Origin of the sequence: Sphingomonas taxi (assembly GCF_000764535.1) — a bacterium.
Lineage (GTDB): Bacteria > Pseudomonadota > Alphaproteobacteria > Sphingomonadales > Sphingomonadaceae > Sphingomonas > Sphingomonas taxi.
On record NZ_CP009571.1, the window covers coordinates 832547 to 859316 of the forward strand.

28 protein-coding genes are annotated in these 26770 nt (G+C 69.3%); 10 read left to right on the forward strand and 18 right to left on the reverse strand.

Translation table 11 applies throughout. The features are described 5' to 3' along the window. Nucleotides 1-52: 52 nt before the first annotated feature. On the forward strand, nt 53-481 hold the full coding sequence (locus tag MC45_RS03645) for a DUF6628 family protein (RefSeq protein ID WP_038659638.1): 429 nt from the start codon (nt 53-55) through the stop codon (nt 479-481). On the opposite strand, the gene MC45_RS03650 is transcribed toward MC45_RS03645, so the two are convergent. After that, nucleotides 478-1812: an AmpG family muropeptide MFS transporter gene (locus MC45_RS03650; RefSeq protein ID WP_052075774.1), complete on the reverse strand. Its 1335-nt coding sequence runs from the start codon at nt 1810-1812 to the stop codon at nt 478-480. The two genes, MC45_RS03645 and MC45_RS03650, sit on opposite strands and share 4 nt — an antisense overlap. Before the next feature lie 237 nt (nt 1813-2049). Next, the gene (locus tag MC45_RS03655) at nt 2050-2484 is read right to left on the reverse strand and encodes a response regulator (protein ID WP_038659641.1); all 435 of its coding nucleotides are present in this window, start codon (nt 2482-2484) and stop codon (nt 2050-2052) included. 116 nt (nt 2485-2600) lie between these two features. Between MC45_RS03655 and MC45_RS03660 the strand changes: the two genes are divergently transcribed. Continuing rightward, a complete protein-coding gene (locus tag MC45_RS03660; protein WP_038659644.1) occupies nt 2601-4133 on the forward strand; it encodes a pseudouridine synthase in 1533 nt (510 codons plus the stop codon). After that, nucleotides 4130-4666 (forward strand): 16S rRNA (guanine(966)-N(2))-methyltransferase RsmD, encoded by a 537-nt coding sequence (gene rsmD, locus MC45_RS03665; protein ID WP_038659647.1) that lies wholly within the window; start codon nt 4130-4132, stop codon nt 4664-4666. The genes MC45_RS03660 and rsmD overlap by 4 nt, the downstream gene beginning before the upstream one ends. 5 nt (nt 4667-4671) lie before the next feature. Here the strand turns inward: rsmD and MC45_RS03670 are convergent, their stop codons facing one another. Further along, entirely contained in the window at nt 4672-5952 is a 1281-nt protein-coding gene (locus tag MC45_RS03670) for an MFS transporter (RefSeq protein ID WP_038659649.1), read from the reverse strand. A gap of 248 nt (nt 5953-6200) precedes the next feature. Next, entirely contained in the window at nt 6201-6539 is a 339-nt protein-coding gene (locus tag MC45_RS03675; protein WP_038659652.1) for a UrcA family protein, read from the reverse strand. A gap of 212 nt (nt 6540-6751) precedes the next feature. Here MC45_RS03675 and MC45_RS03680 point away from each other — a divergent pair, with 212 nt between their 5' ends. Both MC45_RS03680 and MC45_RS03685 read left to right on the forward strand, forming a co-directional pair. Continuing rightward, nucleotides 6752-9040, forward strand: coding sequence for an ATP-dependent helicase (locus tag MC45_RS03680; protein WP_038659655.1), 2289 nt, complete (start codon nt 6752-6754; stop codon nt 9038-9040). Nucleotides 9041-9123: 83 nt separating this feature from the next. Continuing rightward, on the forward strand, nt 9124-9663 hold the full coding sequence (locus tag MC45_RS03685; RefSeq protein WP_038659658.1) for a glycine zipper 2TM domain-containing protein: 540 nt from the start codon (nt 9124-9126) through the stop codon (nt 9661-9663). 19 nt (nt 9664-9682) lie between these two features. On the opposite strand, the gene MC45_RS03690 is transcribed toward MC45_RS03685, so the two are convergent. The 5 genes from MC45_RS03690 to MC45_RS03710 form a co-directional block, all read right to left on the reverse strand. Then, complete coding sequence (locus MC45_RS03690) at nt 9683-10021, reverse strand: hypothetical protein (RefSeq protein WP_081974524.1); 339 nt, start codon at nt 10019-10021, stop codon at nt 9683-9685. A 99-nt stretch (nt 10022-10120) separates the two neighbouring features. Next, the gene (locus MC45_RS19645; protein WP_052075501.1) at nt 10121-10444 is read right to left on the reverse strand and encodes a hypothetical protein; all 324 of its coding nucleotides are present in this window, start codon (nt 10442-10444) and stop codon (nt 10121-10123) included. A gap of 115 nt (nt 10445-10559) precedes the next feature. Beyond that, the gene (locus MC45_RS03700; RefSeq protein ID WP_038659664.1) at nt 10560-10865 is read right to left on the reverse strand and encodes a 2Fe-2S iron-sulfur cluster-binding protein; all 306 of its coding nucleotides are present in this window, start codon (nt 10863-10865) and stop codon (nt 10560-10562) included. Continuing rightward, nucleotides 10862-11950 (reverse strand): cysteine desulfurase family protein, encoded by a 1089-nt coding sequence (locus MC45_RS03705; protein WP_038666378.1) that lies wholly within the window; start codon nt 11948-11950, stop codon nt 10862-10864. The genes MC45_RS03700 and MC45_RS03705 overlap by 4 nt, the downstream gene beginning before the upstream one ends. Then, nucleotides 11947-12963 carry a cysteine desulfurase family protein gene (locus MC45_RS03710; protein ID WP_052075502.1) on the reverse strand — a complete coding sequence of 339 codons (1017 nt, stop codon included), beginning with the start codon at nt 12961-12963 and terminating at the stop codon, nt 11947-11949. The genes MC45_RS03705 and MC45_RS03710 overlap by 4 nt, the downstream gene beginning before the upstream one ends. Nucleotides 12964-13097: 134 nt before the next feature. On the opposite strand from MC45_RS03710, the gene MC45_RS03715 reads away from it, so the two are divergent. Then, complete coding sequence (locus tag MC45_RS03715; RefSeq protein ID WP_038659670.1) at nt 13098-13754, forward strand: alpha/beta hydrolase; 657 nt, start codon at nt 13098-13100, stop codon at nt 13752-13754. Between the two features lie 61 nt (nt 13755-13815). Here MC45_RS03715 and MC45_RS03720 read toward each other — a convergent pair whose 3' ends face one another. From MC45_RS03720 to MC45_RS03730, 3 genes are all read right to left on the reverse strand, one after another. Next, nucleotides 13816-14208 (reverse strand): hypothetical protein, encoded by a 393-nt coding sequence (locus tag MC45_RS03720; RefSeq protein ID WP_038659673.1) that lies wholly within the window; start codon nt 14206-14208, stop codon nt 13816-13818. Nucleotides 14209-14412: 204 nt separating this feature from the next. After that, nucleotides 14413-14592, reverse strand: a complete 180-nt coding sequence (locus tag MC45_RS03725; protein WP_038659677.1) for a hypothetical protein — start codon at nt 14590-14592, stop codon at nt 14413-14415. A gap of 65 nt (nt 14593-14657) precedes the next feature. Next, on the reverse strand, nt 14658-15617 hold the full coding sequence (locus tag MC45_RS03730; protein ID WP_245640831.1) for a threonine ammonia-lyase: 960 nt from the start codon (nt 15615-15617) through the stop codon (nt 14658-14660). Nucleotides 15618-15756: 139 nt separating this feature from the next. Here MC45_RS03730 and MC45_RS03735 point away from each other — a divergent pair, with 139 nt between their 5' ends. The 4 genes from MC45_RS03735 to MC45_RS03750 all read left to right on the forward strand — a co-directional run bounded on the left by MC45_RS03735 (nt 15757) and on the right by MC45_RS03750 (nt 19021). Next, nucleotides 15757-16995, forward strand: coding sequence for a type III PLP-dependent enzyme domain-containing protein (locus MC45_RS03735; RefSeq protein ID WP_081974320.1), 1239 nt, complete (start codon nt 15757-15759; stop codon nt 16993-16995). 114 nt (nt 16996-17109) lie between these two features. Continuing rightward, a complete protein-coding gene (locus tag MC45_RS03740) occupies nt 17110-18192 on the forward strand; it encodes a 1,9-bis(guanidino)-5-aza-nonane synthase (protein ID WP_038659683.1) in 1083 nt (360 codons plus the stop codon). Nucleotides 18193-18410: 218 nt separating this feature from the next. After that, the gene (locus MC45_RS03745; protein WP_038659686.1) at nt 18411-18836 is read left to right on the forward strand and encodes an MAPEG family protein; all 426 of its coding nucleotides are present in this window, start codon (nt 18411-18413) and stop codon (nt 18834-18836) included. Next, nucleotides 18836-19021, forward strand: coding sequence for a hypothetical protein (locus MC45_RS03750; RefSeq protein ID WP_038659689.1), 186 nt, complete (start codon nt 18836-18838; stop codon nt 19019-19021). Before MC45_RS03745 ends, MC45_RS03750 begins: the two co-directional genes overlap by 1 nt. Before the next feature lie 23 nt (nt 19022-19044). Here MC45_RS03750 and MC45_RS03755 read toward each other — a convergent pair whose 3' ends face one another. The 6 genes from MC45_RS03755 to MC45_RS03780 are packed head-to-tail and all read right to left on the reverse strand — an operon-like array spanning nt 19045 to nt 26763. Next, complete coding sequence (locus MC45_RS03755) at nt 19045-20931, reverse strand: XrtA/PEP-CTERM system amidotransferase (protein ID WP_038659692.1); 1887 nt, start codon at nt 20929-20931, stop codon at nt 19045-19047. Continuing rightward, complete coding sequence (gene xrtA, locus MC45_RS03760) at nt 20931-22421, reverse strand: exosortase A (RefSeq protein WP_038659695.1); 1491 nt, start codon at nt 22419-22421, stop codon at nt 20931-20933. The genes MC45_RS03755 and xrtA overlap by 1 nt, the downstream gene beginning before the upstream one ends. Beyond that, nucleotides 22418-23716, reverse strand: a complete 1299-nt coding sequence (locus MC45_RS03765; protein WP_038659697.1) for a glycosyltransferase — start codon at nt 23714-23716, stop codon at nt 22418-22420. Before MC45_RS03765 ends, xrtA begins: the two co-directional genes overlap by 4 nt. Next, nucleotides 23716-24741 (reverse strand): FemAB family XrtA/PEP-CTERM system-associated protein, encoded by a 1026-nt coding sequence (locus MC45_RS03770; protein ID WP_038659700.1) that lies wholly within the window; start codon nt 24739-24741, stop codon nt 23716-23718. Before MC45_RS03770 ends, MC45_RS03765 begins: the two co-directional genes overlap by 1 nt. Further along, the gene (locus tag MC45_RS03775) at nt 24738-25592 is read right to left on the reverse strand and encodes an XrtA system polysaccharide deacetylase (RefSeq protein ID WP_038659703.1); all 855 of its coding nucleotides are present in this window, start codon (nt 25590-25592) and stop codon (nt 24738-24740) included. The genes MC45_RS03770 and MC45_RS03775 overlap by 4 nt, the downstream gene beginning before the upstream one ends. Then, nucleotides 25582-26763: an ExeA family protein gene (locus tag MC45_RS03780; protein ID WP_038659706.1), complete on the reverse strand. Its 1182-nt coding sequence runs from the start codon at nt 26761-26763 to the stop codon at nt 25582-25584. The genes MC45_RS03775 and MC45_RS03780 overlap by 11 nt, the downstream gene beginning before the upstream one ends. Nucleotides 26764-26770: the final 7 nt, after the last annotated feature.

The window sequence follows — 26770 nt, forward strand, 5'->3', positions numbered from 1 at the left end:
ACTTGCAATAGCGGATTGTTGAGTGTTCGGGACGACCACAGGAGTTGCCCCGATGTCCGACCTCACCACCACGATCGCAGCCCTGCCCTATGCGCTCCCCGCCTGCCCCAATGCGCGGATCGCGTTGTTCGCGCTGCGCCGGATGGGCGCGCAGGGATTGCACGACGCACGCGCCAGCCACGCGCTGTTCACCGCCTTCGGGCAGGAATTCCGCCGGCCGCTGGTGCTGATGCGCGCGCTGATGGCGGATCTCGCCGGTACCGCGGCGGGGACGATCGCGATCGCGCCCTGCTGCTGCGCGCGGATGACCGCGGCGGAGCGGACGATGCTCACCATCCTCGCCCGCGTCGAGACCGCGCCCGACACCGCACGGCTGCTGCTCGGCGACCTGCTCGGCGTCCGCCGCGTCGACGCGGTGCTGGCGAGCGTCGCGGCGGTGGCGACCGCCTTCGCCGACGACGGCCGCCCGATCTGCGTCTAGGCTTGGGGCGTGTCGCGCACGTCACCTTCGCCCGCCACGCCGGCGCTGCCGATCGACCGGTCGATCAGGCCCGACCGGCACATCCACCAGAACAGCAGCACGCCGGGCAGCGCCGCGACCGTCGTCCCCCAATAGAAAGCGACATAGCCGAAACTGTCCACCAGCCGCCCGGTCGTCGTCGCCGTCAGCACGCGGCCGACGATGCTCGCCGCCGCCGAGATCAGCGCATATTGCGCGGCGGTGAAGCGCAGGTCGCACAATGCCGAGAAATAGGCGACGACGGTTACGCCGCCGATGCCGCTGGCGAGATTTTCGAATGCCATCGCCCCGGCCAGACCGAGGTTGCTGTGCCCCGCCCCGGCGAGCAGCGCAAAGGCGGCGTTGGAAACCATCATCAGCACGAGGCTGAGCATCACCGAGCGCTTCAGCCCCATGCGCGCGTAAAGCACGCCGCCGACCGCGATCCCGATCCAGAACGCCCAGAAGCCGATGACGACATCGTACAGCGCGATCTCGTCGTTGCTGAAATGGAGGTCGTCGAGCAACAGCCGCAGCGCCTGCTGCCCCAAAGTGTCGCCGATCTTGTGCAGCAGGATGAAGGCGAGGATGATGAAGGCACCGTGGCGGCGGAAGAATTCGAGGAACGGGCTGACGATCGATGCAGCGATGTCGCGTGCGCCATGCCGCTTGATCGGCTCGCGGCGCCGATGCGGCTCGCCGCGGACCAGCGCGACGATCATCGCCGGAAAGGCGAACAGCACGCAGGCGAGATAGGCGACATGCCAGTTCGAGCGAGCGGCGATCACCAACGCCAGCGCGCCGGCGAGTACCGAACCGATCCGCCAGCCATATTGCGTCATGCCCGAGCCGATGCCCATCTGCTCGGGTTCCAGTGTCTCGATGCGATAGGCGTCGATGACGATGTCATAGGTCGCGCCGGCAAAGCCGACTAGCACCGTCGCGATGATCGTCGCCTGCAGACTGGCGGCGGGATCGACGAAGGCGAGGTTGGCGACCGCGAGAATCACCAGCACGCCCGACAGCAACACCCACGACACCCGCTGCCCCAGCCTGCCGATCAGCGGCAGCCGCACGCCATCGACCATCCACGCCCATAACGGCTTGAGATTGTAGACGAGAAAGCCGAGCGTGAAGGCGGTGATCGTGCTCTTGTCGAGCCCGTCCTGCTTCAGCCGCGTGGTCAGCGTCGCGCCGATCATCGTGAAGGCGAGCCCCGAGGATATCCCCATGAAGAACACCGCGATCGGGCCGCGCTCGGCATAAGGTGCCAGCGGCGCGAGCCGCGCCCACAGCGCCGCGGAGCGCCGCATCGCGACGATCAGCACAAGCACGAGCGCGACGACGATCAGGAAATACAGGTTATTGCCGGTCATCGGCGCGACACTAACGTCAATTTCGCGTGCGCCTAGCGGCTTTGCGAATGGGGCGGGGACCGAAGTCATCGCCCCATCCCATACCGTTCACCCTGAGCCGGTCGAAGGGCGGCAGGACCCACCGTGCTTCGACAAGCTCAGCACGAACGGCGTCGGGATGTATCCCGACCCGTCTTATCCCGCCGGCGCCTCGAACAACTGGAACCCCGACGGCAGGCGCTTGGTCTTGCGGCCGGCGCGTTTGGCTTCGATCGCCTCGATCGCGCCGATCAGGTCGCGCTGCTGGTAGGGCTTGGCGAGGCAGCCGGCCGCCAGCGGCATCGCCTCGGCCGGAAAGTTGCCGGTGACGAACAACACCGGCACACCGCCCTCGCCCGCGGCGCGCGCGACGTCGAGCCCCGATCCGTCGGCGAGATGCACGTCGACCAGCACCAGATCGACCTCCGCATCCGAGCGCAGCACGCGAACCGCATCGGCGACCCGGTCCACCGTCGCGACGATCTGATAGCTCGCATCGGTCAGCAGGTGCTCGACGTCGAAGGCGATCAACGGTTCGTCCTCGACGACCAGCAGGCGCACGATCTGGCGCTTCTTCCTCCCGAACAGCATCGATGCGCTCCGCGTGGCGTCAGGGTATTCGTTACGCCTCCGCGACATAACGCACGCACGCAGCTTCGGACGCAAATATTTTCGCAGCTTGGACGAATGCGCGTTATGGGCGGAGCATGGCCCAAACCCCCGAACCCCGCACCGGCGACCGGATCGCGAAACTGCTCGCCCGCGCCGGCGTCGCGAGCCGCCGCGAAATCGAACGGATGATCGCCGACGGGCGCGTCGCGCTCGACGGCAAGCCGCTCGACACGCCCGCGACGGTGCTGCGCTCACTCGCCGGCGTCACCGTGGACGGCGAGCCGGTCGCGCCGCCCGAACCGACGCGTCTGTTCCTCTATCACAAGCCGACCGGCCTGCTCGTCACCGAGCATGACCCGGCGGGGCGGCCGACGATCTACGACCGATTGCCCGACGACCTGCCGCGGCTGGTGCCGGTCGGCCGGCTCGACCTCAATACCGAGGGGCTGCTGCTGCTGACCACCGACGGCGGCTTCAAGCGCCAGCTCGAACTGCCGGCGACCGGGGTCGAGCGCAGCTATCGCGCGCGCGCCTACGGCAATGTCACGCAGCAGCAGCTCGAGGACCTGGCCGAGGGCATCGAGATCGACGGCATCCGCTACGGCCCGATCGACGCCAATATCGAGCGGCGCACCGGCGCCAACGTCTGGATCGAGATCACGATCACCGAGGGCAAGAACCGAGAGGTGCGGCGCGTGCTCGAACATCTCGAATTGCAGGTCAGCCGGCTGATCCGCACCCGCTACGGCCCGTTCATCCTCGGCGACCTGCCGGTCGGCGGCGTCGGCGAGGTCAAGCAGCATGAGGTCGTCGCCTTCCGCCGCACGCTGAAGGGCGGCGCGCCCGACGAACCGATGATCGAGGCGCCACGCGACGGCTTCCGCACCGCACCGACCGCCAACCGGCCGGCGCGTGCCCGGCCGCGCCCCGTAGACGTGCCGGCACCGCGCGACGTGCAGGAACGGCCGGCCCAGGCGCGCACGCCCGCTACCGGCGAAGGTCGCCGCGCGCCCCGCCGCAGCGATGCGGCACCGGCCGGCGTCGCCACGCGTCCCGCTCGTCCCGGCGCGACGCCGGCGTCGTCGGCAGGCGGTCGTCAGGACACCCGTCGCGTCGCCCCCCGCGCCGAACGCACCGGTTCGGAGGAAGGCCGTCGCTTCACTCCGCGCGCCGATCGCGGCGGCGAGCGCGACGCTCCCCGTCAGGAAGGCCGCCGCTTCGTGCCGCGGGCGGATCGCGGCGACGAGCGTGATGCGGGCCGCGGCCGGTTCGGCGATGCCCGCCGCGCGGTCCGTGCCGGCGACGCCAAACCCGCTGGCGCGCGTCCGCCCCGGTCGAACACCCGCCCGCCCCGCGACGACGACCGGCCGAAAGTCCCGACCGGTGGCTCGGCGATCAAGCCGTGGGAGCAGGGCGACGATCGCAACGGCGGTCGCACCCGATCGAATGACGGCCAGCGCTCGTCCACCGCCGGCAATCGTCCGGCGCGCGCGGGCGCCCGCCCGCCGCGCGGCGATGCGCCCCGCAGCGGAGGTCCCGCCGGCGGTCGCGGCTCGCCGCGTCCCAAAACCCCCGGCGGCGCCCCCCGCGGGACGCCGCGCGGCGCGCCAAAGGGCGGCCGTCGATGAGGGTGATCGCCGGCCAATGGCGTGGCCGCCCGCTCGTCGCACCCAAGGGCGACGCCACCCGCCCCACCGCCGACCGTACGCGCGAGGCGCTGTTCTCGATGCTGACCAGCCGGCTCGGCAGTTTCGAGGGGCTCGCCGTCGCCGACCTCTTCGCCGGCTCGGGCGCGCTCGGCATCGAAGCGCTGTCGCGCGGTGCCGCCTCGTGCCTGTTCGTCGAACAGGACGGCGCGGCGCTCGACGCACTCAAGGGCAATCTCGCCAAGCTCGGCACCCGCGCCGACGTGCGTGCCGGCTCGGTGATGGGGCTCGGTCCCGCACCGGCGGCGCTCGATCTCATCATGATGGACCCGCCTTACGGCACCGGCGCCGGCCTCGTCGCGCTCGACAAGCTGGCGCGGCTCGGCTGGGTCTCGCCGGCGACCTGGGTCAGCATCGAGACCGCCAAGGTGGAGGAGATCGCCCCGCCCGGCTTCACCGTCGATGCGACCCGCGTCCATGGCAAGGCACGGCTGACGCTGCTGCGGCAGGCGTAGCGCCGTTACGCCGCGGGCCGTCCCCGCAGCAACGCCAGCCCGCCCAGGCTGAGCAGCCCCGCGCCGACCAGATACAGGCCGATCCACCCCAGACCGCGATGCGCCAGCGCCTCCGCGGCGATCGGTGCGACCGCGCCGCCGAGGATGCCGCCGAGGTTGAAGGTCATCGACACGCCGGTATAGCGCACCCCCGCCGGAAACAGGCTCGGCAGCCACCCGCCGAGCGGCCCGTAGGCGAAGCCCATCACGAACAAGGCGAAGGCGAGCCAGAGGAAGACGACGAAGAGCGAGCCCGCGCCGAGCATCGGCCCCATCGCGAGGCCCGCGGCCATGCAGCCGAGAAACCCGATCACCAGCATCCGTCGCGCACCGGTGCGATCGGCGGTGACGCTGGCGACGATCACCCCGGCGGCGAGGAACAGGATCGCCACCAGTTCGACCGCCAGCATCGCCTCGCGTCCGTATCCCAGCGTCTTGGTCCCGTAGCCGAGCGTAAAGGCGGTCGCGAGATAGAAGAGCGCGAAACAGGCGATCACCCCGCCCGTCCCCGCCAGCACCGCGCGGCCATGGTCCAGCATCAGCGTCGCGATCGGCACCTTGGGCAGCGCCTCCGCCTGCTCCGCCTCGACGAACGCGGGCGTCTCGGTGAGCTTCAGCCGCACCCATAGCCCGAGCACGACCAGCACCGCGCTGACCAGGAACGGCAGCCGCCAGCCCCACGCCCGGAACTGCGCCTCGTCGAGCGCCAGCCCGAGGATGAGGAACAGTCCGTTCGCCATCAGGAAGCCGACCGGCGCACCCAGCGGCGGGAACATCCCCCAGGTGTTGCGGCGGTGCGGCGGTGCGTTCTCGACCGCGAGCAGCGCCGCCCCGCCCCATTCGCCGCCGAGCCCGAACCCCTGTCCCAGCCGCAGCAGGCACAGCAGCAACGGCGCGACCCAGCCGACCTGATCGTAGGTCGGCAGGAAGGCGATCGCGACGGTCGACCCGCCCATCAACATCAGGCTGGCGACGAGGGTCGACTTGCGCCCGACGCGGTCGCCGAAATGACCGAACACGATCGCGCCCACCGGCCGCGCAATGAACGCGAGGCCGAAGCTGGCGAAGCTCAGCATCTGCTGCGCGGTCTTGCTCTCGGCAGGGAAGAACAATTCGCCGAACACCAAAGCGGCGGCGGTGGCGTAGATGTAGAAATCGTAGAACTCGACCGCGGTGCCGACCAGGCTGGCGGTCAGGATGCGTCGGGCGGAGGCGGGCGCGGGCGGCGTGGCGGACGGCGAAGGCATGCGGTCATTCTAATCGCGAAAAAATCGTCGCGGGCAACAGTTGTGAAATCCGTTCGCAACAATCCACGCCTAGACAGAGAACGTCGCTGCTCCTCTCCCCCTGTGGGTAGCGACGTGTCGGTCGCCTCCCCTGTCGGCCGACCCTCCCTGAACTACGGGGCGGTCGCTTTGCGGCTGCCCCGATTTTTCATGGACTTGACCGCTCGTCGCGACGCGACGGCGATCGCCGCGCCGCCGAGCGAAAAGCCTTATTCCGAACGATCGGCGTCGTGCAGACCGGCGAGTCGCACGTCGCCCGCCCGTGCCGCGAGCTGGCGCGTGCCGTCGTCGCGCATCTCCCTGACGCAGCGCAGCGCATCGAGCCGCATCTCCAGCGTCGCTCCATTGGGGATGCACGCCGCGCGCGCCGCGCGGACGATGCGGCCTTCCAGCGACCGCCGGCCCGATTCGCTGTGCAGGTCGAGCCCCTTGGCCGACACCTTGACCTGCACCGGCTCCCGCTCCGCAGCGATGGCGGCGCCCGGAACCGCGGCGAACAGGCACGACAAGGCGACCGCCGCGATGGCGGCGTGATGCGACGTCTTCATGATGACACTCCTGCAAATCGGACTCGCCGCGGCGGGCCGGCTCGATCCCCGCGCGCCTCCCGGGCGCCGGCTGGACGAAGCCGACCATTCCGCCGGCGGGGTCGCCCTAGCAGTCGGTCGTTACGCATGCGTTACATGCCGGTGTCGCCTTGATGACGACCGGTCGCCGATCGGACTTGCCCGCTCGCGCGCCGTTCCCTACCTGTTCGCCGGTGACCGATCTCAGCGCCCCCGCCAACGCCTTGCAGGACCCGCCCTATCTCAAGGGGCTCAACCCGCCGCAGCGCGACGCGGTCCTGACCACCGAAGGCCCGGTGCTGATGCTCGCCGGCGCCGGCACCGGCAAGACCGCCGCGCTCACCGCCCGGCTCGCGCACCTGCTGTGGACGCGCAAGGCGTGGCCGTCCGAGATCCTCAGCGTCACCTTCACCAACAAGGCGGCACGCGAGATGCGCGAGCGCGTCGGCCGGCTCGTCGGCGACGCGGTCGAGGGCATGCCGTGGCTCGGCACCTTCCACGCGATCGGCGCCAAGATGCTGCGCCGCCACGCCGAACTGGTCGGGCTGCAGAGCAATTTCAGCATCCTCGACACCGACGACCAGCTCCGGCTGCTGAAACAGCTCATCCTCGCCGCCGATCTCGACGAGAAGCGTTTCCCCGCGCGCAGTCTCGCCGGGCTGATCGACGACTGGAAGAACAAGGGGCTGGTTCCCGCCGATATCGATGCCGGCGAAAGCGAACGCTATGCCAACGGCCGCGGCGGCGAACTCTACGCGCAATATCAGGAGCGGTTGAAGGCCCTCAACGCCTGCGATTTCGGCGATTTGCTGCTGCACATGCTGACCGTGCTCAAGACCTATCCCGAGGTGCTGAAAATGTACCAGGAGCGGTTCAAATACATCATGGTCGACGAATATCAGGACACCAACGTCGTCCAGTATCTCTGGCTGCGACTGCTCGCGCAGGCGCGCAAGAACATCGCCTGCGTCGGCGACGACGACCAGTCGATCTATTCGTGGCGCGGCGCGCAGGTCGAGAACATCCTCAAGTTCGAGAAGGACTTTCCGGGTGCGAAGGTGATCCGGCTCGAACAGAATTACCGCTCGACGCCGCATATCCTCGGCGCCGCCTCGGGCGTCATCGCCAACAACGGCGGCCGGCTCGGCAAGACTTTGTGGACCGAACTCGACGCGGGCGAGAAGGTGCGCGTGCTCGGCGTCTGGGACGGCCCCGAGGAGGCGCGCCGCGTCGGCGAGGAGATCGAGGCGGCACAGCGCAGCGGCAAGAGCCTCGACGAGGTGGCCATCCTTGTCCGCGCGCAGCATCAAACGCGCGAATTCGAGGACCGCTTCATCGCGATCGGCATGCCCTATCGCATCATCGGCGGCTTCCGCTTCTACGAACGCGCCGAGATTCGCGACGCGCTCGCTTATCTGCGCATCGTCAACCAGCCGTCCGACGACCTCGCCTTCGAACGGATCGTCAACGTCCCCAAGCGCGGGCTCGGCGACAAGGCGCTCGCCAAGATCCACCAGCTCGCTCGGATCGAGGGCATACCGCTGACCATCGCCGCGGCGCGCATCCTCGACACCGACGAACTGACCCCGCAGGCGCGCCGCGCGCTCGGCAACCTGGTCGGCGACATCGCCCGCTGGCGCGACATGGCGCGCGACCTGCCGCATGCCGAGCTCGCCCGCCAGTTGCTCGACGAGAGCGGCTATACCGCCATGTGGCAGGCGGAGAAATCGGTCGACGCCGCCGGCCGGCTCGAGAACCTGTCCGAACTCGTCCGCGCGATGGAGGAATATGAATCGCTCGGCGCGTTCCTCGAACACGTCAGCCTCGTCATGGACAAGGAGGGCGGCGTCCAGGACCCGCAGGTGACGATCATGACGATCCACGCCGCCAAGGGCCTGGAATACGACACCGTCTTCCTCGTCGGCTGGGAGGAGGGGCTGTTCCCGTCGCAGCGCTCGCTCGACGAGGGCGGCACCAAGAGCCTCGAGGAGGAACGCCGCCTCGCCTATGTGGCGATCACCCGCGCGCGGCGGCGCGCGACGATCCTCCACGCCGCCAACCGCCGCATTTACGGCCAGTGGACGTCGAGCATTCCGAGTCGCTTCGTCGGCGAACTGCCCCCCGAACATACCGATGCCGAGACGACGATGTCGGGCGGGGAGAGCCTGTGGCGCGCGAACTGGAGCGAACGCGCCGACCCCTTCGCCGACGTCGGCCGCGGTACCGGCCGCGGACCCGGCTGGCAGCGCGCGGCGGGCAGTGGCTCGGGCTTCTCGACCGCGCCGACGCGCGTCGTCGAAAGCCGGTCGAGCGCGGTCAGCATCGGCAACAAGGGGCGCAGCGACCTTTCGGTCGGCCTGCGCGTCTTCCACCAAAAGTTCGGCTATGGCGCGATCGCCGAGATTGAAGGCAACAAGCTCGAGATCGACTTCGAGGCGGCGGGCCGCAAGCGCGTGATGGACAGTTTCGTCACGATCGGGTGAGGGTCGTTCAGGAACCGCCAAGGTCGGATCGGATTATGCTCGTTGCGGACCCGACTTCACGGGTCCCTTAAAGGATCATCCCGATGTTCAGGTCCCTTCTGCTGTCCGCCGCGGTCTGCGCGAGCCTCGCCGCGACCGCCCCGGCGATCGCCCAGTCCGCCGCCGACGATGCCCGCTTCGCCGCCGCGCAACAGCGGTTCGATGCCGAGATGGCGCGCTACCGTTCCGAATTCGACCGCTATCGTGCGCTGCGCGGCACGCCGGGCCCGGGCGGCTATCGCCAGGCGCCGGTGCCGGGCGGCTATGACGACCAGCGCTACGACGATCGCGACGACGACCGGTACGAAAACGGCTACGATCCCGCCCGCTACTATCGTCCCGGCGCGCAAGAGCGCGTGCTGAGCCCCAACGACCGCGTCTATGCGGGCAATGACGGCCGCTATTATTGCAAGCGCAGCGACGGCACGACCGGCCTCATCGCTGGCGGTGCGGCGGGTGGCATCCTCGGCAACGTCATCGACGGCGGCCATAGCCGGATCGTCGGCACGTTGCTGGGCGGCGCGGTCGGCGCGCTCGCCGGCAAGGCGATCGACCAGAATCAGGCGCAGGTGCGCTGCCGCTGAGCGAGCGGCGGTCGAACGGTCAGGCCCGTTCGACCGCCATCAGCGTCACGCCGGCATATTTCTCGGCTTCGGGCTCGAACAGGCTGCTCGGCGCGAACGCCTTGTCGGTCAGCGTCGGCTCGCCGAGCCCGTCCATCTTGAACGTGCCGACCTTCTCCTCGCGCGGCGGCTTGCCGTCGCGCTCCACCGTCACCGCGTCGACGTAGATCTCGCCATGGCGGGTGTAGAGAATATGCGGCGCGATCGTCACCGTCCCCTTGTTGTAGGTGGCGGTCACGGTCAGCAGGCGCACGATCGCTTCGAACATCGTCGGCACCGGTCCCGTCGGTGCGGCAGTCGCGGCTTCGGTCTGGGTCATCGGCGGCACCATAAACGTTCGTGTTGCGTCGCAGCAAGAACGCTTTGCCGTTAACGATGTTTCACGGCCGGCGGATCGCCCCGCCGGCCGCCGTCCGCCTTAGCGATAGACGGTGAAACAGCGGCGCTGCGGCCCATAATAGCCACGATGCACTCGGCAGACGACGCGGCCGCGACCATAACCGCGGCCATAGCCCCGCCCGTAACCGCCGCCATAACCCCGGCCATAGCCATAACCGCGACCACGATCGTAGCCGCGCCCGTGGAATCGCGGACCATCGCGCCAGTGCCGGTCGTAGCCGCGATGATCGTACCCGCGGTGATAGCCGCGATCGTAGCCGTAGCGCTGCGCCTCGGCGGGCGCGGCGGTCATCAAGGTGCCGGCAGCGAGCGCCGCGGCGCTGAACAAAGCAATGAGCTTCATGGGGTTACTCCTCACACGCCCGACATCGGGCATGTCCGCACCATGGCGCGGGCGCCATGCATGCGATCTGAACCCGCGGTTGTGAAAATGTCAGGATCGCTGCCCCGCCACCCCGTCAGGGCAGGCGCACCGTCAACCCGTCGAGCGCCGCGGTCAGCCGCACCTGGCAGGCGAGGCGACTCGTCCGCGACGCGGCGGGGACCAGATCGAGCAGATCCTCCTCCTCCTCCCGCGCCGCCGGCATGCGGGCAAAATCCTCCGCGGCGATGACGACGTGGCAGGTTGCGCAGGCCATGTCGCCGTTGCACGTCCCTTCGAGCGGATGGCCATCCGCCTGCGCGAGATCGAGCAATCGGGTGCCCTCGGTGCCCTCCGCCTGTCGGCTGCGGCCATCCGGATCGACGAACACCACGCGAATCATGCCATTCCCCCCTGCCGCGCCGCCGCCGCGACGATGGCCGCCAATCCATCCCGCAGCGCGTCCTCGCCGGTATAGCGCCCGAAACCGAGCCTGATACTCGACCGCGCCTGCGCCTCGGTCATGCCGAGCGCGCGCAGCACGTGGCTCGACCGGCCCGAGCCGCTCGCACACGCCGATCCCGCCGAAAAGGCGAGATCGCGACAGTCGCTCATCAGCCGTGCCACGTCGAGCCCGTCGCGCCGCACGTTGAGATTGCCGCGATACCGTCGCGTCGCCGACCCGTTGACGTCCCATCCCGCCAGCGTCGCGGTCGCGATCGCCCAGAGCCGGTCGACATGCGCCGCATCGGCCGCAGCCCGCTCCGTCATCAGCCGCGCCGCGGCACCGAAACCCGCGCACAGCGCCGGCGACAGCGTCCCCGAGCGTCCCGCCGCCTCCTGTCCGCCGCCGTGGATCAGCGGCGCCAGCGTCACGCCGTCGCGGACCCACAAGCCGCCGATCCCCTTCGGCCCGTGCAGCTTGTGCGCCGACACCGCGACCAGATCGCATCCCGGCGGCACCGGCATGCGCCCATAGCCCTGCACCGCATCGCACAGCATCAGCGCGCCTGCCGCATGCGCGAGTTCGGCGAGCGCCGCGATCGGCTGGAGCACGCCGATCTCGTTATTGACCAGCATCGCCGCGACCAGTCCCACCCCCGGCCCGATCGCCGCCGCGGCCCGATCGAGGTCGACCAGCCCGTCGTCGCCGACCGGCAGCACCGTCACCTGCCGTCCACGGGCCGCCTCCGCCGCGACGGTGTCGAGCACCGCGGCATGTTCGGTCGCCAGCGTGACGATCGCGCCGCCGGTCCCCTTGATCGCCCAGTTGAGCGCCTCGGTCGCACCGCTGGTGAAGCTGAGCGCGCCCCCCGCCGGCGCGAGCGCGGCCACCGCATCGCGCGCAACCTCGACCGTCGCCCGGGCGGCGCGGCCCGGCCGATGCGGCGAATGCGGATTGGCATGTTGCGATTCGAGCCATGGCAGCATCGCCGCCAAGGCTTCGGGGGCGAGCGGCGTCGTCGCCTGATAATCGAGATAGATCATGCCGCGCGCCGCGTCGTCTTCGCCATCTGCCGCCACGCCGCAACGAAGGCGTCGACGTCCGCCTCGCTTGTGGTGCGCCCGAAGCTCACCCGGATCACCTCGCGCCCGGCGGCCGCGTCCCAGCCCATCGCACCGAGCACATGGCTCGGCTTCATGGTGCCGCTCGAACAGGCGCTGCCCGCCGAGACCGCGAAGCCGGCGCTGTCGAGCAGGATGAGCTGCGCCGCCGCCGCGACCCCGCGCAGACGATACGATCCGATCGCCGGATGGCGCGGACTGTCGGCGGCGACGATCTCGCCCCCCGACCGCAGGATCGCATCGTCGAGCCGGGCGCGCAGCGCGCCATGGTCCGGCTCCGCCTCGCCGAGCGCCGCGGCATAGCCGAGCGCGCCGGGCAGGTTCTCCGTCCCCGGTCGATAGCCGCGCTCCTGCCCGCCGCTGGGATGCAGCAGCGCGAGATCGCGCACCAGCAGCGCCCCGATCCCCGGCGGGCCCCCGCGCTTGTGCGCCGACAGCGCCACCATATCGGCCACCTCCGCCAGTTCGACGGACGCCGGCATCTGCGCGGCATCGATCAGCAATCGGCTGCCGGCGTCGCGCACCAGCGCAGCGATCTGTGCCAGCGGCTGCCGCACCCCCGTCTCGCTGTTCGCCCATTGCACGCAGACCAGCGCCGGCCCCGCCGCGAGCAGCGCCGCAAGCGCCGCCAGATCGACGATCCCATCCGCAGCCACCGGCGCCACGGCGGCATCGCCGCCGGCGCGCAGCACCGCATCATGTTCCACCGCGGTAACGATCCGCCGCGGCAGCGTCGTCCGCCCCAGGGCGATCGCAAGCGATTCGCTCGCGCCGCTGGTCAGCAGCGTCTCGCCCCGCCAGCCGTACGCCGCGGCGATGGCGCGTCGCGCCGCCTCCAGCGCCGCCCGCGCCGCGCGCCCCTCGGCGTGCGGCGACGACGGGTTCGCCCAGCGCGCCAATCCGTCGACGACGGCCGCGCGTGCGGCATCGGTCATCGGCGTGGTGGCGGCGTGATCCAGATAGAGACGTTGGGACAGGATTCGTTCCAATTGCGTGTCGGAGCCCGACGCCTATATAGCGCGCAACGTTCTGCGCTGCACAGCGCGCCCCTTCTTACGTGGCGAGACCCATGCCCGAAGTCATTTTTCCCGGCCCCGAAGGCCGTCTCGAAGGCCGTTTCGCGCCCGCTCCCCGTCCGCGCGCACCGGTGGCGATGATCCTGCATCCGCACCCCGCCGCCGGCGGCACGATGAACAGCCGCATCGTGCAGGAGCTCTACAAGACCTTCCAGCGCCGTGGTTTCGCAACGCTGCGCTTCAACTTCCGCGGCGTCGGCAAGAGCCAGGGGACGTTCGACAACGGCATCGGCGAACTGTCCGACGCGGCGAGCGCGCTCGACTGGGTGCAAAGCTTCCATCCGGAGGCGTCGACCACCTGGATCGCCGGGGTCAGCTTCGGCGCATGGATCGGCATGCAGCTGCTGATGCGCCGTCCCGAGATCCGCGGCTTCATCTCGATCGCGCCGCCCGCGAACATGTTCGACTTCTCGTTCCTGGCACCCTGCCCCTCCTCGGGCATCATCATCCAAGGCGAGGCCGACGAGGTCGCCACCCCTGGCGCGACGCAGAAGCTCGTCGACAAGCTGCGCACCCAGAAGCACATCACGATCCATCACGACACGATCCCGAAGGCGAACCACTTTTTCGAGAACGAGACGCCGGAGCTGATGCGCTCGGTCGACAAGTACCTCGACATGCGGCTCGACCCGAACTCGCCGATCCGCTGACGTCGACGCCGGGACCGCCCGATGATGCGGTCCCGGCCACGCTGGCGGTCGCTGGTCTCGATCAGTCGCCGGTCAGCAGACCCTCGAAATCGAGGATGCCGGCGTGATATCGTTCGCCCCGCACCTCTTCGAGGATGTCATAGATCGCCATGAGCTTGTCGCATCCCTCGGCCGTCTTGCCATTCGTGTCGTCGGGATCGGCTAGAAACAGTGATTTGGCTTCATCCGCATCAGCGAGAACCGTCCGGTAGCGCTCTTCGCCGACCTTGTCCGCGACGGCGGCTAGCCCAAGTTGAATACTTCGAAACTCGTTGTCGACCGACCGATGATAGCCGTAAGACGTCACCTCGGCGAAGCGCGGCGCCGCCGCCATCATGCACATGAGGAAATCCTGGATTTCGCTCAACTGTTCGGGGACGTACAAGCGCCCACCTTCCTTGCGCTGCGGTTCCATATTGCCTCACTGTTTCATGACATACGTATGGTCGTATCCCGCCCTCCCTTCCGGTTACGGTAGGAACATATCAGCAACATTTTCCAACAAAGCAAATGCGTATTACGGCACGCTGGCACCAGATCGCCGACGTGGTTGATATCGGGAGATTCTATCTTTGCTCTTATCGTCGACGGTCGACGCGCATGCCCGGCGACTCGGCCGTTAAAATTGCCAGATCACCACATTGCCGAGCAATACCGCCGCCATCACCAGCAACAGGATGGCCTTCCGGCGATCCCCGCCGCGGGCGAGCAGCGCGCCACCGCCGATCAGGCAGGCGAAGCAGCCGAGCATGGCGATGGCCGGGGCGGCGTTGGCGATCGATCCGAGAAGCGCTTGCATTACGATAATTTGCCTCTCACCGCCTGCAATGTCGAGGCGACGCGCGCGCGTGACCGCGTAGCGCGCTAGCCGATCGCCCGCGCATAAGCGTCGATGTCGACGTTGCCGCCCGAAAGGATCACGAGCAGCCCCGGCTCCGCCGCGACCTTGCCCGCGAGCACCGCTGCCAGCGCCACCGCGCCGCCCGGCTCGATCACCAGCCGCAAATTCTCCGCCGCCCAGCGCTGCGCCGCCGCGGTCTCCGCCTCGCTCACCGCCACGCCGGTCGCATCGCGCCGCGACAGCACGTCGAAGGTCAGCGGCGACACGCGCTGCGTCTGCAAGGCATCGCACGCAGTTGGCGGCGGATTGGGGCCGACCGGCTCGATCCACGACGCCTCCAGCGAGCGGCGCATGTCGTCCCAGCCCTCGGGCTCGACGACCGTCACCGCGCTGTCCTTGAGCGCCAGCGCGAGCCCGGCCGCCAGCCCGCCGCCGCCGCAGGGTACGACGACGCGAGCCGGAACGCCCAGCCCCAGCGCCGCCATCTGCGCCGCCGCCTCGATCCCCGCGCTGCCCTGTCCCTCGATGATCCACGGATCGTCGAAGCTCGGCACCAGCGTCGCGCCGCGCGCTTCGGCGAGTCGGGCGGCGATGCCTTCGCGGCTCTCGGTGACGCGATCGTAGCGCACCACTTCGGCGCCGAGAGCCAGCGTCGCCGCCAGCTTGGCGTGCGGCGCATCCGCGGGCATCACGATCGTCGCGGCGATGCCCAGCCGCCGCGCCGCCCAGGCGATCCCCTGCGCGTGGTTCCCCGAGGAGAAGGCGACCACCCCGCGCCGCCGCGCATCCTCGTCCAATGCGGTGAGCCGATGCCAGGCGCCGCGAATCTTGAACGCCCCGATCGGCTGCAGCGACTCCGCCTTGAACGCCACGTCCAAGCCGTTGATTTCGCGCACATAAAGTGGCGTCGGCGGCAGGATCCTGGCGATCTTTTCGGCCGCGTCGCGCACCCCGGCGCGCGTCGGTTGTCGCAAAAACGTCACTTTTCGTCCTTTCCTACGCTAACCCACTTTACATGGGGGTCGGACGACCATAGATCGCGCCTCCGCTGCCCCATGGGACTTCCAACCGCAAGGCAGCTTTTGTCACCGTATGCCGAAAGGCAATTGGAGGTCCCTTGAATTGGCCAAGCACCATAGCGCGCTGGGGTTAGCGCCCCTCTCGACCGCCCGTTCCGCCTTTAGCCGCACGGGCATCGACATCGCCAAGAGCCGACCGGTCGATCCGGTCACGCTCGTTCGCCCGCACGCCGCTGCGCGCGCCGCCCGCTTCTTCGTCGAGAAGTTTCCGGGCCGCTCGATGTATGCCGTGAAGGCGAACCCCAGCCCGGACCTGCTCAAGGTCCTCTGGGACAATGGCATCACGCATTACGATACGGCATCGATCGCGGAAGTGCGTCTGGTCAAGGCGACGCTGCCGGAGGCGACCTGCTGCTTCATGCATCCGGTCAAGTCGGAAGAGGCGATCGCCGAGGCGTATTTCGTCCACGACGTGAAGACGTTCTCGCTCGACAGCATGGAAGAGCTGGCGAAGATCGTCCGTGCGACCGACGGCGCCACCGACCTCACGCTCTGCGCGCGGCTGCGCGTCTCGTCCGAATATGCCAAGCTCAGCCTGGGCTCGAAGTTCGGCGTCGGTCCCGGCGAGAGCAAGGAATTGCTGATCGCCACCCGCCAGGTCGCGGACGCGCTCGGCATCTGCTTCCACGTCGGCAGCCAGACGATGTCGCCGGACGCCTATACCAATGCGATGGAGCGCGCCCGCGCGGCGATCGTCGAGGCGGCGGTGACCGTGGACGTCATCGACGTCGGCGGCGGCTTCCCCTCGGCCTATCCCGGCATGACCCCGCCGCCGCTGGAGCGGTTCTTCGAAACGATCCACCGCGCGTTCGAGAGCCTGCCGATCAGCTATTCGGCCGAATTGTGGGCCGAGCCGGGCCGGTCGCTGAGCGCCGAATATGCCTCGGTCGTGGTGCGCGTCGAGCGTCGCCGCGGCACCGAGCTGTACATCAACGACGGCGCCTATGGCACGTTGTTCGATGCGGCGCACATCGGCTGGAAATATCCGGTACAGCTGCTGCGCGAGCCGGATTCGGACGCGCGCGACATGGACTTCGCCTTCTGGGGTCCGACCTGCGACGATCTCGATTACATGCAGGGGCCGTTCCCGCTGCCCGCGGACACGGTCGCCGGCGATTATTTCGAGATCGGCATGCTCGGGGCGTACGGCTCCGCGATGCGGACCGCGTTCAACGGCTTCGGCACCGGCGACACGGTCGTCGCGTCCGACGAGCCGATGCTGTCGGTCTATCTCGACGACGAGATCGCCGACGTGCGCACGAACAACGTCGTAAAGCTGTAACGCCAACGCTATAACCGATTGTCTTCCCTCCTCCCGCTTCGGCGGGAGGGGCGGCCCCTGGGTTTCCGCGTCCCCAATGTTGAACGACGACGGCTGGATAGCCAAAGGCGAACCATGACCGACACGCTGAACAAGACCGCCGGCGCCAACGCGCCGATCAACGACAACCGCAAGGCCGAACTGCTCTCGAAGCAGGTCAAGCATATCGACATCAAGAGCTTCGACGCGCGCCCGATCGTCGACGCGATGGCCGACATGAGCTTCACCAGCCGCGATCTCGGCCGCGCGACCAATATCTACAACCAGATGCTAGCCGACAAGGATTGCTCGATCTTCCTCGTCATCGCCGGTTCGACCTCGGCCGGCGGCTGCATGGACCTCTATGCCGAGCTGGTGCGCAACAACATGGTCGACGGCATCGTCGCGACCGGCGCGACCATCGTCGACATGGATTTCTTCGAAGGGCTCGGCCACAAGCATTATCAGGCGCTCGAGATCCCCGACGACGATACGCTGCGCTCGCTCTACATCGACCGTATCTACGATACCTATATCGACGAGGAAGCGCTCCAGAACGTCGACCACACGATCTTCGAGATCGCCGAGAGCCTCGAGCCGCGCGCCTATTCGAGCCGCGCCTTCATCCGCGAGATGGGCAAGTATCTCGTCGAGCATGGCAAGAAGGACAACAGCCTCGTCAAGCTTGCCTATGAGCATGACGTGCCGATCTTCTGCCCGGCGTTCGTCGATTCGTCGGCGGGCTTCGGCCTCGTCAAGCATCAGGTCGATGCCGCCAAGGCGGGTCGTCCGTATCTGATGATCGACGCGGTGGCGGACTTCCGCGAGCTGACCGAGATCAAGATCCAGGCGGGCACCACCGGCCTGCTGATGATCGGCGGCGGCGTGCCGAAGAACTTCATCCAGGACACCGTGGTCTGCGCCGAAATCCTCGGTCACGACGACGTCCAGGTCCACAAATATGCGGTGCAGATCACCGTCGCCGACGTCCGCGACGGCGCCTGTTCGTCCTCGACGCTGCAGGAAGCGGCAAGCTGGGGCAAGGTCAACACCGGCATCGAGCAGATGGTGTTCGCCGAGGCCGGCTCGGTGATGCCGCTGCTGGCGTCTGACGCCTATCACCGTGGCCTGTGGAAGGACCGCCCGGTCCACCGCTGGGGTGCAATCTTCGACAAGTAAGCCATACCTAAGTCCTCCCCCGCCAGGGGGAGATGGCACGGCCAAGCCGTGACGGAGGGGGAGGACAGGGCGAAGCTTCGTTATGGAGCTGCCACCCTGTCCTCCCCCTCAACCGTTCGGCTAACGCCGAACGGTTCCCCTCCCCCTTGCGGGGGAGGAATGGTGGATATTGCGCCTGCCCTTCCGATCCGGCACTTTGATGCGAAAGGGAGCCACCGATGCACGCCGAAATCCTGCGCCCGATGGCGGCGCTCGTCGCCTGGACGCTCGTCATGCTGGTCTGGATGCTCGCCACCCGCCTGCCGGCGATGAAGGCCGCCGGTCTCCGCCTCGGCACGCTCGTCGGCACCAAGCCGTCCGATGCCGACCGCGGCCTGCCACCCCAGGCGCAGTGGAAGGCCCACAATTACAATCACCTTCACGAACAGCCGACGCTGTTCTACGCGATCTGCACGGTGATCGCGCTCAGCGGCACCGGCAACGGCGTCAACGCCGCGATCGCCTGGGCCTATGTCGGCCTGCGCGTCATACATTCGCTGGTACAGGCGACCACGAACAAGGTAGGGCCTCGCTTCATGCTCTTCATCGCCTCCAGCCTCGCGCTCGCCGCGCTCACCCTCCACGCCGTCATGGCGGTATTCTGATGGCCAAGGGTGAGGTATTCGAACGCCACCGCCAGCCGTGGACGCAGGACGAGATCCAGAAGCTCCACCAGTTCGCCAAGAAGGGCATGGCGCTGAAGGCGATCGCCAAGGCGCTCAAGCGCAGCGAGGAATCGACCAAGGATCGCGCCAAGGCAGACAATCTGTCGATCGCCAAGCTGCGCTAAGCGCCTCCCGAACCGGACGACGCTTAGCCGAACAACCGTTTCGCGCTGCGCTCCAGCATCAGCAACTGCCACAGGGTGCGGCCGTGGTCCGCCCGGCCGCTGCGATGCGCATCGGCGAGCCGCGCGACCTGCGCCATGTCGAGCCAGCCGCTCTCCACCAGCGTCCGCGACCGCGCCAGCCCGTCCGCTTCCGACGCCAGCGCGCCGCGGAACCATGCGCTGATCGGCGTCACGAACCCCATTTTCGGCCGATAGAGGATCTCCTTGGGGAGATAGCGTTCGAGGCTGCGCTTCATCAGCCATTTGCCCTCGCCGCCGTGCAGCCGCATGCCGGCCGGCAGCGTCGCGCAGAATTCGACCAGCCGGTGGTCGAGCAACGGCTCGCGCGCCTCCAGCCCTACCGCCATGCTGGTGCGATCGACCTTGGTGAGGATGTCGCCGGGCAGCCAGATCATCATGTCGGCATATTGCGCGCGGTCGAGCGCATCGCGCGCCGGCGCCGCCCGCATCGCCGCGACGTAGCGATCCTCGGCGCGATGTCCGCCGAGCACCCGCCGCGCCTCCGCGCTGAGCAATTGCGCGCGCAGCTCGGGCGAGGTCACGCCCACGGCGCGCGCATAGGCTTCGTCGCCGTCCGTCCCGAGCGCAAGCAGCGTCGCCTTGGCGCGCAACGGTCGCGGTGCCCAGTCGGCCTTGGGGTAATAGCGCCCGAGCGTCCCGAACGCCGCGCGCCGCCACCGATCCGGCAGCATCCCGCGCACCCGTTCCTCCGCCGCCTGGAATCTGTAGCGGCGATAGCCCGCCAGCATCTCGTCCGCGCCGTCGCCCGACAGCGCCACCGTCACGCTCTTCCGCGCCAGTGCCGCGACCTGATAGGTCGCCAGCGCGCTGCCGTCGGCGAAGGGTTCGTCGAAATGGTGGACCAGCGTGTCGATCAGCGCGAAATCGTCGGGCCGGACCACCTGCGCGTGATGATCGGTGGCGAAGCGCTGCGCCACCAATGCGGCATGCGCGCGCTCGTCGTGTCCCGCCTCGTCGAAGCCGATCGTGCAGGTCTTGACCGCCGCCTTGCTCGCCTCCGCCATCAGCGCGACCACCGCCGAACTGTCGACCCCGCCCGACAGGAAGGCGCCGAGCGGCACGTCGGCGACCATGCGGCTGCGCACCCCGTCGCGCATCCGCGCCAGCAATTCCTCGCCGAGCGCCTTGGCCGATCCGCCCGCGCGATCGGCGAAGCTCAGCGACCACCAGCGCCGCGGCCGCGGCACGCCCTGCCAGCGTTGGACGTGGAGGAAATGGCCGGCAGGCAGCTTGCGGACGCCCGCGACGAGGCAGGCATCGTCGGGCACATAGCCATAAGCGAGGAAATCCTCAACCGCGGTGACGTCCGGCACCCGCCGCAGCAAGGGATGCGCGAGCAGGCCCTTCAGTTCCGAGGCGAAGGCGAGGCTGCCGTCGGACAATTCGACGTAATGGAGCGGCTTCACCCCCATCCGGTCGCGCGCGAGGAACAGCGTCCCCTGGTCCGCATCGTGCAGCGCGAAGGCGAACATGCCGTTGAGCCGGTCGAGCAGCGCCGGCCCCCACGCCCGCCAGCCGTGCAGCAGCACCTCGGTATCGCCCTCGGTGACGAAGCGCGCGCCCTTGCGCTCCAACTCGGTGCGCAGTTCGGCGAAATTGTAGATCTCGCCGTTATAGGTGATCGTCAGCGCGCCTGCCTGCATCGGCTGCGGCGATCCGTCGAGATCGATGATCGACAGCCGGCGATGGCCGAGCCCGACGCCGGGTGCGGTCCAGATCCCCTCGCCATCCGGCCCGCGATGCGCCTGCGCGGCGATCATCGCCGCGATCCGCGACGGATCGACCGGCTTTGGCGTCTCGGGATGGAAGATACCGGCGATGCCGCACATCAGCGCGGCGCCACGACGGCATCGCTCAAGCCGTCGACCGGGCCGAGCGCCGCCGCCAGCGCAGCGATATCGGCGCGGGCATCGCGCCCTGGCAGCACCTCCGCGGAGAGATGGATTGCCACCGCGCGCTGCGCGCCGCCGAACAGTTTCGCCTTCATCGTCTCGATCTTCACCACGCGCTCGTCCGACGTTACCGTATCGCCGACGACGTACCATGTCGCGACGACGCGCTCCACCGGCCCGGCGGCGGTGATCCGCATCGCCTTGCCGCCGGCGATCGGCGCTTCGTCAGCGACGCGCACCCAGCGGTCCTCTTCGCGGATCGCGCCGGTGCCGAAGGCGCCAATTTTATGCCCCTCGCCCTGCGATCCGAAGACCGCGACCGCCAGATCGACCGCCGCGCCGCCACGCGCATAGCGACCGAACAGCATATGGTCGGCACCCGGATAATACGGCATCCACGGCGCCCGCCGGCTGAGCGCCGCGCGCGTCCACCCTGCCACCTGCGGCAATTCGATCCGCGCGGGCAGCGGTGTCGCGCGATGCGCGATTCCCGCGCTCCACATCGGCCAGACGCCCGCCACCGCCAGGGTGAGCAGCACGCCGATCGGCAGCCCCATCCGTCCCCCGGCGACCGGCCGCAGCGCGGCGGGATCGAACGCCGGCGCATCGGGCGTGCGATCGAACCAGCGCCAGCCGATCGCCAGCACCGCCGCCATCACCAGCCCGAAGAACAGCCAGCCGTAGACGATATGGTCGAAGCCCGTCGCCGCCTCGACGCTGGTCAGATGCGCGGCATAGATCGTTCCGAACGCGCGCAGCCCGTTGGCGAGCACCGGCACGACCAGCGCGGCGAGCAGGAACCACGCCCGCCGCCGCCACGACACGAAACAGACGTCGGCGACTAGCACGCCGAAGGCGAGCATCGCGATGACGAACTTGGCGCCCGAACACGCCTCCGCGACCTCGAACCAATAGCGGCCCGCATGGATCAGCACGCCGTTCGAACTCGCCGGCACGCCGGCCAGATGCAGCAGCGGCATCACCATCCGCACCGTCACGGCTTGCAGCAGCGACTCCATCTCCTCGCCGAACGGCACGAGGAACAGCGCATAGCCGAGCGGAAAGGCGAGCCCGCGCGCCACCTGCGGCCCGAGCAGCGTCACCACCGCGCCCTGCAGCATGACGACCAGCCCCAATTGCCGCGCGAAGCCGACCGAGCCGGCGTCGCCCATCAGCCACCCTGCCCCGCCGACCGCGACCAGCGCCAGCCCCGGCCACCACGCCACCGGCGTCAGCGCCGCCAGCTCGCGCCGCCGCTGCCACACCAGCCAACCGATCACCGGCCCGATGAAGAGGCAATGGCCAAAGGTCGTGCTCGTCCACCAGATCGACACCAACCGCGCGACATCGTCGCGAACCAGCAGCAGGATCGCCGCCGCCGCCAGCGCCAGCCCGATGGCATGCCGCCGCCATTGTGCGCCGGTCACGCCAGCCCCAGCAGAGCATCGAGCGGCGCGAGCCGCGCCTCCCAGTCGTACCGTGCGATCACCCGCGCCCGTGCCGCGGCACCAAGCGCCGCAGCTGCGTCTGGATCGTCGAGCAGCGCGCCGATCGCCGCGACATGCGTCGCGGCGTCGTCGGCGACACGCAGCGTGCCGCCATGATCGATCCCCTCGGCCGCGGCGACGGAGGCGACGACCGGCCGCGCCATCGCCATCGCCTCGAGCACCTTGTTCTGGATACCGCGCGCGAGCCGCAACGGCGCGACGCACACGTCCGCCGCCGCGAGCCACGGCCGCACGTCGTCCACCGCACCGGTGACGATCACGGCGTCGGACGCGAGCGCCTGCACTGCGGCGGTCGGCGCCCGCCCAACGATAGCGAAGCGGACGCCGGAATAGCGCCCCCGCAAGCCCGGCAGCACGTCGCGGACGAACCAGATGACGGCGTCGACATTGGGCCGGTAATCCATCTGCCCGGTAAAGACGATCAGCGGCCTGTGCGGCACGGACCCGCCCCCCAATCCCCCCGTCACCCCGGACTCGTTCCGGGGTCCACTCTGCGGCGAGGAGAGCGGCGCATGAGCCGCGACCGTTCTCCCGGGGACGGGTGGACCCCGGAACAAGTCCGGGGTGACGGCGTGGGTAGGGCCGGCATTCCGTGCCACCACGCCCGGATCGAACGCCGCGGCGTCGATCCCGTTCTCCACCGCCACGATCCGCCCGGTCGCGCCGCCGGAGCGAAACAACGCCGCCTCCGCCTCGCTGACGAACAGGCTCGCCGAAACCTCCGCGGCAACCCGCCGTTCGAACGCGCCCAGCACCCGCGCCTCGCGCCGCATCAACCACCGCATCGGTGCCGATCCCGCCTTGGCGAAGCCGGCGAACTTGGCTGAATCGACATCGACGAAGTCCATCACCGCTGGCACGTCGGCGGGCAGATATTGCGCCATCTGTCCCGAGAAGCAGTAGACCGCATCGGCCCTTACCGCCGCGACCGCACGCCGCATGTCTCCCGACCCGAAGGCGGTCAACGACACCGGCAAGCCGCGCGCCAGCGCCGCCACCGCCGCCACCGCCTGCGGCTTGCGCCGCCGCACGATCGTCACGCTCGCCAGCCCGTCGAGCGCGGCCGGCACGTCGAAATCCGCCTCGCCCTCTCCGAACGCGACCAGATGCACCCGCGCCCGCGCCATCAGATAGCGCAACACGTGATAGCTGCGGATCTTGTCGCCCCGATCGGGCGGGAAGGGCGCGCGATGGGCGAGGAAGAGGAGCTCCATCACCCCAGCCCGCGCGAAATCCACGGCCCCAGCGCATTGGCGACCGGCAACGGCAACCGCTGCCACGTCCGTACCATCAGCGCATATTTCGGGTTGAGCGGATTGACCTCGCGGCTCTCCCCCTCGCTGCGCTTGGCATAGAGCCGCGGCACGCCGGCGAAGCCCCAATTCTTCTTGAACGCCGCCGCCCCCGTCCCGGTCTTCGATCGCCCGAAGTCGAACCGCGTACAGCCACGCGCCCGCGCATGGCCCATCAGCGCGAAATACATCCGGTCGTTGGCGCGCAGACCCCGCGCCGCCGCGGTGCCGCCACCCCAATAGGGAAACACCGTCCCTTGGAAATACAGGCTGAGCACGCTCGCCACCGCCCGCCCCTCGTGCCGCACGGTCAGCACATCGGCGTCCATCGCCTCGGCGACGCAGCGGAACAGTTTCGCCGGAAACACCGGGGTGCCGAGATTGCGCACCGATTCGGCATAGACGCGATAGTGATCGCCGAGCAGCGCCGCCCCTCCCGTCTCCACCGTCAGATCGAAGCTGAGCGCCCGCCGCACCTCGGCACGCTGCTTACGCGGCACGGCGAGCAATTCGGCATCGTCGTCCGCCGCCAGATCGCGCACGAAGCCGAGATAGGAGGTGTCGTCCGTCTCCCATCCCGCCGGCGCCGGTCCGCCACGCAACTCGACGCCCGGACAGCCGATCCGCCGCGCCAGCGCCCAGGCCGCCTCGCCCAGCGCATCGACGCCCTCGCCGAGCACCCCGCCATCCACTCCGAAGCCGGTCGACACCAGCGCCTTGCCGAACAGCGGCGACCGCATCGCGGTCAGCGGCAGCGCGCCGACGATCGCCCCGCCCCGCTCGGCGACGAGATAGCGCGCGCGCTGGCCGCAGCCGCGTTCGACAGCGCGGCTCCAAGCGGTGAGATGGAACGGCGTCGCGCCTGCGCTACGACGGACGAAGTCGTCCACCGCCGCGCTCTCCCTGCTATCGCGCAGATCGGCCTCGCGCACGCCGGTCGCGGTCACGACAGCAGCGCCGCCTCGCGCGCCACGACCGTATCGACCCGGCCCCAATCGTGCCGTTCGATCAGCCCGCGCAGCTTGCCCGCCATCGCCCCCAGTCGCGAATAATGCCGCACCTTCGATCGCAGCGGCGCCTGCCGCACCCGCGGCTGGTCGGCATCGACCTCCCAGGGGTGGAAATAGAAGATGCCGGCATGGCCTTCGCGATTGACCTGCCGCACCGCGAAATCGGTCAGCGCCGAAGGCAGCAGCCGGAAGAACCCGCCCCCCGTCGCCAGATGCCGCCCGCCGATCCGCGCCACCGTCACCGGCAATTCGATCAAAGGCGAGTCCTTGAGCGGCCGGAACGCATAGCGTGGCGCATCGCGCCAGCCATAATGGTCGTGCGCCACCGGTGCGACGCTCGACGAATAGGCATAGCCCGCCTCCGCCAGCTCATTGAACGCCCACAGATTGCGCGTGTCGATCGAGAAGCTCGGCGCGCGATAGCCCGTCACCGCCTGCCCGCCGGCATCCTCCAGCGCCGCCCGCGCCCGCGCGAGATCGGCGCGGAACGCCGCCGCATCCATCGTGAACACGCGCTGGTGGTCCCAGCCGTGGCTGGCGATCTCATGCCCCGCCTCGGCGATCCGCCGGATCAGCCGCGGCTGCCGCGCCGCCACCCAGCCAAGCGTGAAGAAGGTCGCCTTGACCCCGCTCTCCGCGAACAGGTCGAGCACCGCGCCGGTGTTCGCCTCGACGCGGCTGGCGATCGTCGCCCAGTCGCTCTTGTCGATGACCCGCTCGAACGCGCCGACCTGAAACCATTCCTCGACGTCGACCGACAGGCCGTTGCGCACCGCGCTACGCGGCATGGTCCCACGCCGCCGGAGGACGGATCGGGACGTGATCGTCGCGGATGTCGGATGCGCCAGCGGCCATCGCCGCGGAGGCTGCCGCCGCCTCGTGACGATCGGCCTCGACCCAGTCGACCAGCAGCGTCAGCACGCGCCGGAGCGCGCCCTCCTGCTGGTTGATCCGCGCCTCCAATGCCGCGATCCGCGCCTCCGCGGCGGCAGACAGTCCCTCGTCCGCGGCGGCACGATCCGGCACCGGCTCCGCGACCGGCTCCGAAGGCGCGGCGCGCGGCACGAAGCGCCGCACCGAACTTTCCTGCTCGACCGGCGCCGGTGGCGGCGCAGCGGCCGCCGACGGTTCGCTCGCCGGCATCGGCAGATCGCCGTGGAGGTCGCCGAGCACCTGCCGGACGACCGCGCCGTCGATGATCTCCGCCCCCTCGACCGCAGCGTGCAGCATCACCCGTCCCGCGAGCTGGTTGAGCCGCCGCGGCACGCCGCCCGACCCCTCGTACAGCGCCGCAAAGGCATCCGCGGCGAAATCCGGCCGCCCCTGCCAGCCGACCACCGACAGCCGGTGCGCGACGTAATCGGCGACCTCATGCGCCTCCATCGGGTCGAGATGGTGGATGGCGATCACCCGCTGGCGCAATTGCTCCAGCCGCTCCGAACCGTGCAGCCGCTCGCGGAATTCCGGCTGGCCGAGCAGCAGGATCTGCAGCAGCGCATGCCCGCCCGCCTGGAAGTTGGACAGCATGCGCAGCTCTTCGAGCGAATCGATCGGCAGCGCCTGCGCCTCGTCGACGATCAGCAGCGTCCGCCGTCCCGAGCGCGCCACCGCATGCAGTCCGCGCTCGATCGCGGTGAGCAATTGCGCCTTGGCGAGGCCCTGCGGGTCGACGCCCAGCCCGGTCGCGACGATGCGCAGCAGGTCGTCGGCGGGGACGGCGGTCGACACGATGGTGATGACGTTGAGCGCCTCGGGATCGATCTGCGCGGTGAGATGGCCGACGAGCGTCGTCTTGCCCGCGCCGATGTCGCCGGTGACGACGACGAAGCCTTCGCCCTGCGCCAGACCGTAACCGAGATAGGCCATCGCCTTGCGATGCGTCGCCGTCTCGTACCAGAAGCGCGCGTCGGGCGTCAGCTGGAACGGCCGCCCCGATAATCCGAAATGCGCGTCGTACATAAGCCGA